This window comes from Rhodanobacter sp. T12-5, from assembly GCF_008329435.1.
In the GTDB taxonomy this organism is placed as follows: domain Bacteria; phylum Pseudomonadota; class Gammaproteobacteria; order Xanthomonadales; family Rhodanobacteraceae; genus Rhodanobacter.
Window position 1 is genome coordinate 16,410 of sequence record NZ_NPKN01000001.1, and the last position, 12,341, is coordinate 28,750.

At 64.7% G+C, this 12,341-nt stretch carries 15 protein-coding genes; 14 read left to right on the forward strand and 1 reads right to left on the reverse strand.

The genetic code is table 11. From position 1 onward, the window contains the following. The first annotated feature begins 84 nt into the window (after window positions 1–84). The 13 genes from CIW53_RS00095 to CIW53_RS00155 all read left to right on the forward strand — a co-directional run bounded on the left by CIW53_RS00095 (window position 85) and on the right by CIW53_RS00155 (window position 10,830). Window positions 85–471 (forward strand): phasin family protein, encoded by a 387-nt coding sequence (locus CIW53_RS00095; RefSeq protein ID WP_149362676.1) that lies wholly within the window; start codon window positions 85–87, stop codon window positions 469–471. A gap of 261 nt (window positions 472–732) precedes the next feature. Next, entirely contained in the window at window positions 733–1,098 is a 366-nt protein-coding gene (locus CIW53_RS00100) for a hypothetical protein (RefSeq protein WP_149362677.1), read from the forward strand. A gap of 3 nt (window positions 1,099–1,101) precedes the next feature. After that, window positions 1,102–1,917, forward strand: a complete 816-nt coding sequence (gene atpB, locus CIW53_RS00105; protein ID WP_149362678.1) for a F0F1 ATP synthase subunit A — start codon at window positions 1,102–1,104, stop codon at window positions 1,915–1,917. 62 nt (window positions 1,918–1,979) lie between these two features. Continuing rightward, complete coding sequence (gene atpE, locus CIW53_RS00110) at window positions 1,980–2,264, forward strand: F0F1 ATP synthase subunit C (protein WP_197736611.1); 285 nt, start codon at window positions 1,980–1,982, stop codon at window positions 2,262–2,264. Window positions 2,265–2,354: 90 nt separating this feature from the next. Then, on the forward strand, window positions 2,355–2,825 hold the full coding sequence (locus CIW53_RS00115) for a F0F1 ATP synthase subunit B (protein WP_149362679.1): 471 nt from the start codon (window positions 2,355–2,357) through the stop codon (window positions 2,823–2,825). Between the two features lie 3 nt (window positions 2,826–2,828). Beyond that, window positions 2,829–3,362 (forward strand): F0F1 ATP synthase subunit delta, encoded by a 534-nt coding sequence (locus CIW53_RS00120; RefSeq protein WP_149362680.1) that lies wholly within the window; start codon window positions 2,829–2,831, stop codon window positions 3,360–3,362. A gap of 117 nt (window positions 3,363–3,479) precedes the next feature. Continuing rightward, a complete protein-coding gene (gene atpA, locus CIW53_RS00125; protein WP_149362681.1) occupies window positions 3,480–5,030 on the forward strand; it encodes a F0F1 ATP synthase subunit alpha in 1,551 nt (516 codons plus the stop codon). Between the two features lie 73 nt (window positions 5,031–5,103). Beyond that, the gene (gene atpG / locus CIW53_RS00130) at window positions 5,104–6,021 is read left to right on the forward strand and encodes a F0F1 ATP synthase subunit gamma (protein ID WP_149362682.1); all 918 of its coding nucleotides are present in this window, start codon (window positions 5,104–5,106) and stop codon (window positions 6,019–6,021) included. Window positions 6,022–6,099: 78 nt separating this feature from the next. Continuing rightward, a complete protein-coding gene (atpD, locus tag CIW53_RS00135) occupies window positions 6,100–7,512 on the forward strand; it encodes a F0F1 ATP synthase subunit beta (RefSeq protein ID WP_149362683.1) in 1,413 nt (470 codons plus the stop codon). Between the two features lie 56 nt (window positions 7,513–7,568). After that, window positions 7,569–7,994, forward strand: coding sequence for a F0F1 ATP synthase subunit epsilon (locus tag CIW53_RS00140; RefSeq protein ID WP_140653670.1), 426 nt, complete (start codon window positions 7,569–7,571; stop codon window positions 7,992–7,994). A 155-nt stretch (window positions 7,995–8,149) separates the two neighbouring features. Beyond that, a complete protein-coding gene (locus CIW53_RS00145; protein WP_149362684.1) occupies window positions 8,150–8,680 on the forward strand; it encodes a hypothetical protein in 531 nt (176 codons plus the stop codon). A gap of 111 nt (window positions 8,681–8,791) precedes the next feature. Further along, entirely contained in the window at window positions 8,792–10,189 is a 1,398-nt protein-coding gene (glmU, locus tag CIW53_RS00150; protein WP_149362685.1) for a bifunctional UDP-N-acetylglucosamine diphosphorylase/glucosamine-1-phosphate N-acetyltransferase GlmU, read from the forward strand. An 89-nt stretch (window positions 10,190–10,278) separates the two neighbouring features. Then, window positions 10,279–10,830 carry a hypothetical protein gene (locus CIW53_RS00155; RefSeq protein ID WP_149362686.1) on the forward strand — a complete coding sequence of 184 codons (552 nt, stop codon included), beginning with the start codon at window positions 10,279–10,281 and terminating at the stop codon, window positions 10,828–10,830. Window positions 10,831–10,888: 58 nt separating this feature from the next. Here the strand turns inward: CIW53_RS00155 and CIW53_RS00160 are convergent, their stop codons facing one another. Then, complete coding sequence (locus CIW53_RS00160; RefSeq protein ID WP_149362687.1) at window positions 10,889–11,881, reverse strand: pteridine-dependent deoxygenase; 993 nt, start codon at window positions 11,879–11,881, stop codon at window positions 10,889–10,891. Between the two features lie 92 nt (window positions 11,882–11,973). Here CIW53_RS00160 and CIW53_RS00165 point away from each other — a divergent pair, with 92 nt between their 5' ends. Continuing rightward, entirely contained in the window at window positions 11,974–12,243 is a 270-nt protein-coding gene (locus CIW53_RS00165) for a phosphopantetheine-binding protein (RefSeq protein ID WP_149362688.1), read from the forward strand. Window positions 12,244–12,341: the final 98 nt, after the last annotated feature.

The window sequence follows — 12,341 nt, forward strand, 5'->3', positions numbered from 1 at the left end:
TTTCTCGCGAAAATATATATTGCACTGCACAAAAATCGTTGCTAGAGTGTCTGCCACTACCCCATCCTCAACGAGGGCAATGCCATGACGCAGCAACTCAACAACCAGCTTTTCGCTTTCACCAAGCAGTTCACCGACAGCGCTTTCAAGGCCCAGTCGCTGGCCCTGAAGGGTCTGGAGACGGTCGCCGCGCTGCAGCTCAAGGCGCTCGAGGAGCAGAGCAAGGTCTCCGCCGAGTTCGTCGCCGAGGCGATGGAGATGCGTGACGCCAACGGCCTGCGCAGCCTGTGGGAGAAGGGCACCAGCCTGAGCCGTGACAATGCCGAGCGTGCGGTGGCGGTTTCGCAGGAAGTGCTGGCGATCACCCAGAAGACCGCCGAGTCGCTGAATGCGCTCGTGCAGGAACAGCGCCAGGCCGCCAACGACGCGGTCACCGCGCCGGTTGCCGCCAAGAAGGCTGCTGCCAAGTAATCACTGCATCGTCGCGCCGCATGGCGACAGGACGGGGTCGGACTTGACGTTCGGCCCCGTTCGCATGTGACTCGCAAGAACATGCGGCCACGCAAAGCGGCGACGGGCCATGCCCCGCACCGGATTTTCGGCTGACGGGACAGGATGTCGCAGGCCACATGGCTTGTCGCTGCAATCGCCGCACTGATATACTTTTGCGGATTGGATTGTGGCCCGTAGCTGTATCGGTGCCGCCTGGTGCAGGCCGCGCGGAGACGCTACATGCTCAATAGTCTTGCCTCTGGTCGACGTCTCGCCTTGCGCATCATGTTGCTGCAGCTTGCTGTGGCGCTGCTGGCCGGCCTCGCATTCCTGGCGCTGGGGCGCCGTGAAGCGGTGGCTGCCGCGACTGGTGCAGTACTGGTGGCCCTGGGTACCGCGCTGATGTCGGCGCGATTTTTCAGTGGCATGGGCGGCGCAGGCGTGGCGTTGGGTCGCCTGCTGACGGGCATGTTCCTGAAATGGATCGTGATCGTCGGGGGGCTGATCGTGATCCTGTTCCAATACAAGTTGCCGCCACTGGCCGCCATCACGGGGCTGGTGGCTGCCTACGCGGTCTATCTGTTGGCGTTCAGATTCAAGGGTTGAGACATGGCAAGCGAGTCAGGCGGCCTCACCGAATACATCCAGCATCACCTGACCCACCTCACTCCGCATGCGAGCAAGGGCGGGTTTTGGGCGGTGCATATCGACTCGATCACCGTGTCGCTGGTGCTGGGCGTGCTGTTCTGCCTGTGGTTCTGGCTGAAGGCGCGAAAGGCAACCGCCGGCGTACCGGGTCGTGGTCAGGCGTTCGTCGAGATCATCCTCGAGTTCGTCGATGGTCAGGTCAAGGACGTGTTCCATGGTGACCGTCGCGTGTTGGGTCCGCTGGCGTTGACCGTGTTCCTCTGGGTCTTCCTGATGAATGCGATGGACCTGCTGCCGGTCGACCTGCTGCCCTGGATCACCGAGAAGTTCGGCATCGGTCACTTCCGTGCGGTACCCACGGCCGACATCAACATGACGTTTGCGATGTCGCTGACCGTGTTCGTGCTGATCATCTTCTACAGCTTCAAGGCCAAGGGCGCGAGCGGCTACATGCATGAGTTGTTCACCGCTCCGTTCGGCAAGCACCCCGCGTTGTGGATTCCCAACTTCCTCCTCAACCTCGTCGAACTGGCGTCCAAGCCGGTGAGCCTGGCAATGCGACTGTTCGGCAACATGTACGCCGGCGAGTTGGTATTCATGCTGATCGCCGGGTTGTTCAGCGCCGGCGCGGGCGTCGCGGGCTGGGCGCTGTATGGTGCGGGCATCATCGGCTACACGGTGTGGGGCATCTTCCACATCCTGATCATTTCGATCCAGGCGTTCATCTTCATGGTGCTGACGATCGTGTACATCTCGATGGCGCACGATCACCACTGACTCGCGTACCTCGAAGCATTCGTTTCATCCTTTTGTCCATTTCAGTTTGAACTTCTCAGGAGATCGTCGTGGAACTCATCGCTCACATTGCTCAAGTGCAGTCCTTCACCGCCATCGCGTTGGGCCTGATCATCGGCCTCGGTGCACTTGGTGCCTGTATCGGTATCGGCGTGATGGGTTCGAAGTTCCTCGAAGCCGCTGCCCGTCAGCCGGAGCTGGTGCCGCTGCTGCAGGGCCGCATGTTCCTGCTGGCCGGCCTGATCGACGCTGCGTTCCTGATCGGCGTGGCGCTGGCGATGTACTTCGCCGTGGCGAACCCGCTGCTGTCGAAGCTGGCTGGCGCGTGATCCTCTTGGCGACGCCGCGGCGTCGCCGGTTCGGCCCGGGTGTCGTGACGCCCGGGCTCGTTTCAACCCGTATTTGCAGGTAACGCAGCGATGGATTTCAACGCGACCTTGATTGGCGAAATGATTTCGTTCGCCATCCTGATCTGGTTCTGCGTCCACTTCATCTGGCCGCACATCAACAAGGCCATCGAAGAGCGCCAGGTGAAGATCGCCGAAGGCCTGAATGCCGCCGAGCGCGCCCATGCCGAGCTGAAGAGCGCGGACGTGAAGGTGGCTGGCGAAATCAAGCAGGCCCGCCTGCAGGCTTCGGAGATCATCGACAAGGCCCAGCAGCAGGCCAACCAGATCATCGAGAAAGCCCGTGGCGAAGCGGTCAGCGAGATCAACCGGCTGAAGGCGACGGCGCAGGACGACATTGCCTCGATGGCGCAACGTGCGCGTGACCAGTTGCGCGAGCAGGTGGGCGCGCTGGCGGTCCAGGGCGCCAGCAAGATCGTGCAGCGCGAGATCGATGCCTCGACGCACAAGGCGCTGCTCGACCAGCTCGCGGCCGAGATCTGATCGATGGCCCAGGCAATCACTCTCGCTCGACCGTACGCGCGCGCCGCGTTCGAAGTGGCGCATGCTGCCGGTGCGCTGGATGCATGGTCGCAGTCGCTGGCTTTCGCCGCTGCGGTGGCGAACGATCCGCATGTGGCCGGCCTCGGCAGCGACCCGCGGGTGTTGCCGGCGCAGCTGGTGGCCCTGCATCTGCCGCCCGGTCTCGCCGCCGATGCGCCGTTCGCGCACTTCCTCGCCGAAGTGGCCGAACAGCGCCGGATGGCGTTGCTGCCGGAGGTGGCGGAGCTGTATGAGGCATTCAAGCGCGAGTCCGAGTCGCAGTTGCTGGTCAAGGTGACCAGCGCGATGGCCTTGGATGCGACGCAGGCCGAACAGCTCAAGGTGTCGTTGAAGCGCCGCTTCAAGCGCGAGATCGAGCTGGAGACCCGGGTTGATCCTGCGCTGCTGGCTGGCGTGGTGATCGATGCCGGCACGGAAGTGATCGACGGTTCCGCCCGCGGGCGACTGGCCCAACTGGCCAGCGCGCTGGCGCACTGAAAACAGATAAAAGTGTGGAGAGAAGTGAGAAACGAGTGGAAAGCTTTTGACCACGCCGCCGCTCTCGCTCACTGCTCACTCCTCTCAACTCGTTTCTAGATCTTTGGGATAACGACCATGTCCAGTACCACCTTGAATCCGTCCGAGATCAGCGAACTGATCAAGAACCGCATCGAGCAGTTCAAGCTCGGCGCGGAAGCGCGCAACGAGGGCACGATCATCAGCGTGTCCGACGGCATCGTGCGCATCCACGGCCTGGCCGATGTGATGCAGGGCGAAATGATCGAGCTGCCGGGGAATTCGTTTGCCCTCGCCTTGAACCTCGAGCGCGACTCGGTCGGCGCGGTGGTGCTCGGTGAATACCAGCACCTGCGCGAAGGCGATACCGCCAAGACCACCGGCCGCATCCTCGAAGTGCCGGTCGGCCCGGAACTGCTCGGCCGCGTCGTCGACGCGCTGGGCAACCCGATCGACGGCAAGGGTCCGATCGGTGCGAAGCTCAACGCGGCGATCGAGAAGGTCGCGCCGGGCGTGATCTGGCGCAAGTCGGTCGACCAGCCGCTGCAGACCGGCTACAAGTCGGTCGACGCGATGATCCCGGTCGGCCGTGGCCAGCGCGAGCTGATCATCGGCGACCGCCAGACCGGCAAGACTGCGCTCGCGATCGACGCGATCATCGCGCAGAAGGATTCCGGCATTAAGTGCATCTACGTCGCGATCGGCCAGAAGCGTTCGTCGGTGGCCAACGTGGTGCGCAAGCTCGAAGCGAACGGCGCACTGGCCAACACCATCGTCGTGGTCGCCTCGGCTTCCGAGTCGGCTGCACTGCAGTACGTCGCGCCGTATTCCGGTTGCGCGATGGGCGAGTACTTCCGCGATCGCGGCGAAGACGCGCTGATCGTGTACGACGATCTGTCCAAGCAGGCCGTGGCCTACCGCCAGATCTCGCTGCTGCTGAAGCGCCCGCCGGGTCGCGAGGCTTATCCGGGCGACGTGTTCTATCTCCACTCGCGCCTGCTCGAGCGCGCATCGCGCGTGTCCGAGGAATACGTCGAGAAGTTCACCAACGGCGCGGTGAAGGGCAAGACCGGTTCGCTGACCGCGCTGCCGATCATCGAGACCCAGGGCGGCGACGTGTCGGCGTTCGTGCCGACCAACGTGATCTCGATCACCGACGGCCAGATCTTCCTGGAAACCGACCTGTTCAACGCCGGTATCCGTCCGGCCGTAAACGCCGGTATCTCGGTGTCCCGCGTCGGCGGTGCCGCGCAGACCAAGATCGTCAAGAAGCTGTCCGGCGGCGTGAAGCTGGCACTGGCGCAGTTCCGTGAGCTGGCCGCGTTCGCGCAGTTCGCCTCGGATCTGGACCCGGCCACCCGCGCCCAGCTCGACCGTGGCCAGCGCGTCACCGAACTGATGAAGCAGGCGCAGTACTCGCCGCTGTCGATCGCCGAGCTGGCGCTGTCGGTGTACGCCGCCGAGAAGGGTTACCTCGACGACCTGCCGGTCAACAAGGTGCTGCCGTTCGAGAAGGGCCTGCATGCATTCATGCATCAGAACCATGCCGAGCTGATGAACAGGATCGTGGCCACCGGCGACTGGAACAACGACATCGAAGCCACCTTCAAGGCCTCGCTGGACGAGTACAAGAAAACCGGTAGCTGGTAATACCGGCACTAGCGAATCGGAAGGGCGGGCAATGTCCCCCTTCCCACCAGCGAGCATAACGAGCGGATAGAGCATGGCCAGCGGACGCGAAATCAAAACCAAGATCAAGAGCACGCAGAACATGCGCAAGGTCACGCGCGCGCTCGAAATGGTCTCCGCTGCGAAGATCCGGCGCGCGCAGGACCTGATGAAGGCCTCGCGTCCGTATGCCCGCTCGATGCGCAAGGTGATCGCGCACGTGGCCCAGGCCAGCACCGATTTCAGCCATCCGTTCCTGGTCCAGCGCGACAACGTGGCGCGGGTCGGTTACATCGTGGTGTCCACCGATCGCGGCCTGTGCGGCGGCCTCAACTCCAACCTGTTCCGTCGCGTGTTGCCGGCGATCGTCGAGTGGCAGCAGCAGGGCGTGCAGGTCGACGTAGTGGCGATCGGCCAGAAGGCCATCTCGTTCTTCCGCCGCCTCAAGGGCATCAACCTGATCGGCAGCGTCAGCCATCTCGGCGAGAAGCCCAAGCTCGAACAGCTGGTCGGCGTGATCAAGGTGATGATGGACGCCTATGCGTCCAACGGCCTGGATCGCGTGTTCCTCGCCTACAACGACTTCGTCAACACCATGACGCAGAAGCCGACCATCGACGCACTGCTGCCGCTCCCGCTGGTGGCGTCGGAAATGGAGGCGCATCAGGCGGCCGGCGAGTCGGCGTATGCCGGCGTCAAGCTGGAAGCGAGCCACGACTGGGACTACATCTACGAGCCCGATGCGCAGGCCGTGCTGGAGCACGTGCTGGGCCGTTACATCGAGTCGGTGGTGTACCAGGCGTCGCTGGAGAACCTGGCCAGCGAACATGCCGCGCGGATGGTGGCGATGAAGAGCGCGTCGGACAACGCGAACAAGGTGATCGGCGAACTGACGCTCGTCTACAACAAGGCGCGTCAGGCGGCGATCACCCAGGAAATTTCGGAAATCGTCGGCGGTGCAGCAGCGGTGTAACCGCTGCTGCACGTAAATATTCATGGCGACGCGAAGCGGCGCCGCAACAGAACCTTAAAGATCCATCCGGAGCATTCCATGAGCCAGGGCAAAGTTGTTCAGATCATCGGCGCGGTCATCGACGTCGAGTTTCCGCGCGATCAGGTACCGCAGGTGTATGACGCACTGAAAATCGACGGCACCGAGATCACGCTGGAAGTGCAGCAGGTGCTGGGCGACGGCATCGTGCGCACGATCGCGCTCGGTTCCACCGACGGCCTGCGCCGCAACCTGATCGCCCGCAACACCGGCGAAGGCATCAAGGTGCCGGTCGGCAAGGCCACGCTCGGCCGCATCATGGACGTGCTCGGCAACCCGATCGACGAAGCCGGCCCGATCGGCGAGCAGGATCAGTGGGTGATCCATCGCGAGGCGCCGAGCTACGACGATCAGGCGGCCGCGAACGACCTGCTGGAAACCGGCATCAAGGTGATCGACCTGATGTGCCCGTTCGCCAAGGGCGGCAAGGTCGGCCTGTTCGGCGGCGCCGGCGTGGGCAAGACCGTCAACATGATGGAATTGATCAACAACATCGCCAAGGCGCACGAAGGCCTGTCCGTGTTCGCCGGCGTGGGTGAGCGTACCCGCGAAGGCAACGACTTCTACCACGAGATGAAAGACTCCAACGTGCTCGACAAGGTCGCGATGGTGTACGGCCAGATGAACGAGCCGCCGGGCAACCGTCTGCGCGTGGCGTTGACCGGCCTGACCATGGCCGAGTATTTCCGCGACGAGAAGGACGCTTCCGGCAAGGGCCGTGACGTGCTGTTCTTCGTCGACAACATCTATCGCTACACGCTGGCCGGTACCGAAGTGTCCGCGCTGCTCGGCCGCATGCCGTCGGCGGTGGGTTACCAGCCGACGCTGGCCGAGGAAATGGGCGTGCTGCAGGAGCGCATCACCTCGACCAAGACCGGCTCGATCACCTCGATCCAGGCCGTCTACGTGCCCGCGGATGACCTTACCGATCCGTCGCCGGCGACCACCTTCGCCCACTTGGACGCGACCGTGGTGCTGAGCCGCAACATCGCGTCGCTGGGTATCTACCCGGCGGTGGATCCGCTGGATTCGACCAGCCGCCAGCTCGACCCGAACGTGATCGGCGCGGAACACTACGACGTCGCCCGCCGCGTGCAGGGCACGCTGCAGCGCTACAAGGAGCTGAAGGACATCATCGCGATCCTCGGCATGGACGAGCTGTCCGAAGAAGACAAGCAGGCCGTGTCGCGCGCCCGCAAGATCGAGCGCTTCTTCTCGCAGCCGTTCCACGTGGCCGAAGTGTTCACCGGCTCGCCGGGCAAGTACGTGCCGCTGAAGGAAACCATCCGCGGCTTCAAGATGATCGTCGACGGCGACGTCGACCATCTGCCGGAGCAGGCGTTCTACATGGTCGGCAGCATCGACGAGGCGGTCAAGAAGGCCGAAGACATGGGCGCCAAGAAGGCTGCCTGATCCTCCAGGGCGGACCTTCAGCCCGCCCCGTGTCTTACGCATCCGGAATCTGAGTCATGACCCAAACCATTCGCGTCGACATCGTCAGTGCCGAGGCCGAGATCTATCACGGCGACGCCGTGATGGTGGTCGCCACCGGCGAGCTGGGCGAGCTCGGCATCACGCCCCGCCACGCCCCGCTGATCACCCGCCTCAAGCCGGGCCACGTCGACGTGGTGCTGGCCGGCGGTGAGCGCCAGCAGTTCTGGGTTTCCGGCGGCATCCTGGAAGTGCAGCCGCAGGTGATCACCGTGCTGGCCGACACCGCCGCGCGCGCGTCCGATCTGGACGAGGCGTCGGCGCAGCGAGCCAAGAAGGAAGCCGAAGATGCGCTGGCCAATCGCACCGACGCGATGGAAATTGCCGAAGCCCAGGCCAAGCTGGTCCAGGCGATGACCCAACTGCAAGCGCTGGAGCGCCTGCGCAAGAACCTCAAGCACTGAGCACTGAGCAGGGGCCTTCACGCCAGCCCATTCGCAGGAGCCCGCCCGATCATGCGCGGCTTCCTCGAAGCAACCATCGACGCCGGCCTTGTGCCGGCGTTTTCGCATCGGCAGGATGCAGTTTTGGATCCACGGAAGATTCGATGACGGGACCGATGTCCGTCTTCTGGCGCGGCAGTTGTGCGTTGCTGTTGCTCCTTGCCGGCTGCGCCGCGCCGCGTCAGCAGCTGGAGTCGCCCACCACCGGCGATGGTTCGCGGCGGATGGCGGTGCCGCCCGGCACGGCGCGCTACCAGCTGGCGCTGGGCGAAGTGTCCAGCGGAGCGACGCCGTTCCGGCGCGTGGCTCCGACATATCCGCTGGAGCTGTTGGCCAGTTGTCCGCCACCGCAGGAAGTGCCGGCGTTGCTGATCGTCGACGAACGTGGCGCGGTCGGCGAAGTGCGCGTGGCGGGCGAGACGCAGGCGAATGCCAGTCGTCGCGCGTTCATCGCCGCGGTGCGCGCGGCCGCGCTGCAATGGCGGTTCACTCCGCTGCGAATCGATCATTGGGCTGCCGATGCCGACGGCAACGGCCATGTGGTGGACGGAGAGACGAGGCCGTTCAGCCTGGCCTACGTGTTCCGCTTTGAATGCCGTGCCGGCAAGCCCATGGTCTCGGCCACGCCAGTGACTGATTCGCGGTAGAAGAACACCACAGGTAAGGGTCTTCTTCACCGGCTCCGAGCCACGTTTGCCGGCGCCCGGGGTGCACCGGCTGCTATGCTTTTCGATCGAAACACGTCGAGGCCGACAACCATGAGCCCTACCTCCCTCCACGTCGTCATCCTCGCCGCCGGTGCCGGCACGCGGATGAAGTCGAACCGCGCCAAGGTATTGATGCCACTGGCCGGCCGGCCGCTGTTGGCGCACGTGATCGATGCGGCGCGCGCGTTGCAACCGGCGGCCATCCACATCGTCTACGGGCACTGCGCCGAACAGGTACAGGCGGCGTTCACCGATCAGGGCGCCCCCGGATCAAGTCCGGGGCAGGCTCTGCGGTGGGTGCTGCAAGCGGAACGACTGGGCACCGGTCATGCGGTGGAACAAGCGCTGGCCGGGGTGCCCACAGACGCGTCGGCACGCGTGCTGGTGCTTTACGGCGACGTGCCGCTGACCCGGGTCGCCACGCTGCAGCAGTTGGTCGAAGCGGAGGGTGGTTTCAACTTGTTGACCACCCGACTCGCCGATCCGCACGGTTACGGCCGCGTGCTGTGCGACGGCAGCGGGCGCGTGCGCGCGGTCGTCGAGGAGAAGGACGCCGATGTGGCTCAGCGTGCGGTGAACCTGGTCAACACCGGCATCCTGGTCGCCGACGCGCAGGCGCTGCGCGGCTGGATCGGCCGGCTCGAGCGCAACAATGCGCAGGGCGAGTACTACCTTACCGATATCTTTTCCATGGCCGCCGCGGAAAACCGTCCGGCGCTCAGCGTCGAATGTACCGACCCGCTGGAGGCCGCCGGAGCGAACAACGCGCTGCAGCTGAGCGAACTGGAGGCGGCGTATCGCCAGCGCGCCGCGCAGGCGCTGATGGCGGATGGCGTGCGGCTGGCCGATCCGCTGCGCATCGACGTGCGCGGCACGGTCGAGGCCGGACGGGACGTCGAGCTCGACGTTGACGTGATCCTCGAGGGCCGCGTGGTGCTCGGCGACGACGTGCGCATCGGCGCGTTCACCCGGCTGAAGGACGTGCAGCTGGCGGCCGGCAGCGTAGTGCAGTCGCACTGCGACCTGGACGGCGTGGTGACCCACGGCCCCTGCACGATCGGCCCGTTCGCGCGGCTGCGCCCCGGCACCGAGCTCGACGCCGGCGTGCACGTGGGCAACTTCGTCGAGACCAAGAAGACCCGCCTCGGCGAAGGCAGCAAGGCCAACCACCTCAGCTATCTCGGCGACACCGTAGTAGGCCGCGGCGTCAACATCGGCGCCGGCACCATCACCTGCAACTACGACGGCGTGAACAAGTTCGTCACGCATATCGGCGACGGTGCCTTCATCGGTTCCAACAGCGCGCTGGTGGCACCGGTGACGATCGGCGCGCAGGCCACCATCGGCGCCGGTTCGGTGATCACGCACGACACTCCGGACGGCGAACTCACCGTGGCGCGCGGCAGGCAGCAGACGTTTCCGGGCTGGAAGCGGCCGGTGAAAAAATAATCGCTGGTCCGGCTTGCGGTGACCGCTATACGATCGTGTCGGGCATGAGCCCCATGGCACAGGGAGAGTCACCGATGCGAATTCGAGGCATGGCGGCGACCGTTGTCGTCGCACTGGCGCTGCAGGGTTGTGCGGGAACCGCGATGGTGATCAACGGCGCGCAGCAACAGTCGCTGCAGTCGCTGCAGTTGTTCGGTCCGGACGCCATTCCGCGGTTCACCTTCACCTTGGCCTGCACCAGCGAGGATGCGAGCTGCATCACCGTCGAGCACGCCTTTGCCGACTGGGCGCAGGATCGGCATGTCAGCATGCAATCGGTCGAACCCGACGATGCCTCGTTCCAGCCCGGTCATTCTTCGGCCGCGGCGGCCGGTTTGCCTTATCGCTTGGCAGTCCGTTTCGCGCCGCTGGTCATTGCCAGCTTCAACAAGATCAATGTGACCCAAGGTGGCTCGTTGAGTGGCGACTACAAGCCGCCCAAGGTCGGCTATACCGCGACTTTGTACGTATTCGATGCCGGCACCGGCAAGCTGCTGCAGCAAGTGCCCTTCCACAAGCAGCGCACCGCGGATTTCAAGGCCGATGCCGGCGATTATCTTCGTGCCGAAGTGAAAAACTTCGTCGCCAGCCTGGATCGCTGAACATCATCAGGGCGCGGGTGCCGTACGCTTGCAAGCCGCGCCCGCAGGCGACGGGCGCCTATACGTAGCGCCAGCCGTCGATCTCCACCAGCAGCTCGCTGCGGCAGATGTCGCCGTGCAGCAGCAGCACCGGTACGCCCGGCAGGCGGTGTCGCAGGAAGTCGCGTACGCGCGGGGCGTCGGCGGCGTGGCGTACGTAGGTTTTCAGGGGCGAGTGGGTATCAAAACCGGCAGCCAGCCCGGCGCTGGCCAACAGGGTTTCGAGATTGATAAAGGTCTCTTCGAGCTGGGCGTCCAGGTCGTCGTGATGCGCCGAAGCATGGCCGACCACGGCGGCGGTGCCGGAGATGGCCAGCGCGTCCCGCCCTGGCAGGTTCATCGCGCGCGCGAAGCTCGGCGGGGTGCGGCCGTACTGGCGAGGGTAGCGCCACGCGCTGACTTGGCGCGGGTTTTCCACCCGCTGGCCGGGTTGGTCGCAGGCCAGCAGGTAGACCTGCAGTCCATGCTCGTCGCCGTGATGCCCGATCGCGGTGGCCGCCGGGAAACCTTCAGCGAAGAAATCGCCCATACCGGCAGCGCGACCGTCGCAGAAATGCTTGTAGCGTTCCGCGTCGCCTTCGCCGCGATTGATCGCGCCGAGGTAGTTCCAGATGCGCAACACGTGTTGCATGTCGTGCGCCGTCACGAAACGATGCAACTGTTCGTAGGCGAGCCGGGCGGTGGCGCTGGGACCGCCGTGTTCGCGCTCGTCCAGGTCGATCGCCGCGAACAGCCAGCCGCCGCCGGCCGACCATTGCAGCGCGCCGTCGGTGCCGCAGTTCACCGGCGCGTCGACCTGCCAGACTTCCATTGGCACGGGAGCGTCGAAACTTTCCAGGGCCACCCGCACGTAGCGTGGGTCATCGGCTGCCGGACTGCCGGAGCCGAAACCGAATACGGCCAGCGTACCGGCCTCTGCAAGCGCGCCGGCCGCGGTGCCGGTGCGGTAGGACACCCGCGGCGCGCGGCGCGGCAGCGGGTCGATCTGCATGTTTTCACATCCCTGAATCATTGCGTGCAACCGAGAACGACAGGAGCGCTATGTTACACTCCGCGCCCACTGCCACCGGGGGGAGGCAATGAATCACGAGTACGGAATCGAGCATGGCGGAACAGACAGCGGCGCAGCACGAATTGGCCATCCTGGTTGTGGAATGCCTGAATCTCGAAACCGTCACCCCGGAGCAGATCGACCCCGACGCGCCGTTGTTCGGCGGCGACCTGGGGCTGGATTCGATCGATGCGCTGGAAATTGCGCTGGCCGTGTCCAAGCGCTACGGTTTCCAGCTGCGTTCGGACAACCCGGACAATCGACAGATCTTCACCAGCCTGCGCACGCTGTCCGCGCATGTTGAGCAAAATCGCGCCCGCTGAAGCCGGGGAAACCCTGGCGCCAATGCCTCGTCCTGTACTCACGCGGCATTCCGCTGTCGGTGGCAGGCTCACGGTTGCGGCTGAGTCGACGCGGAACC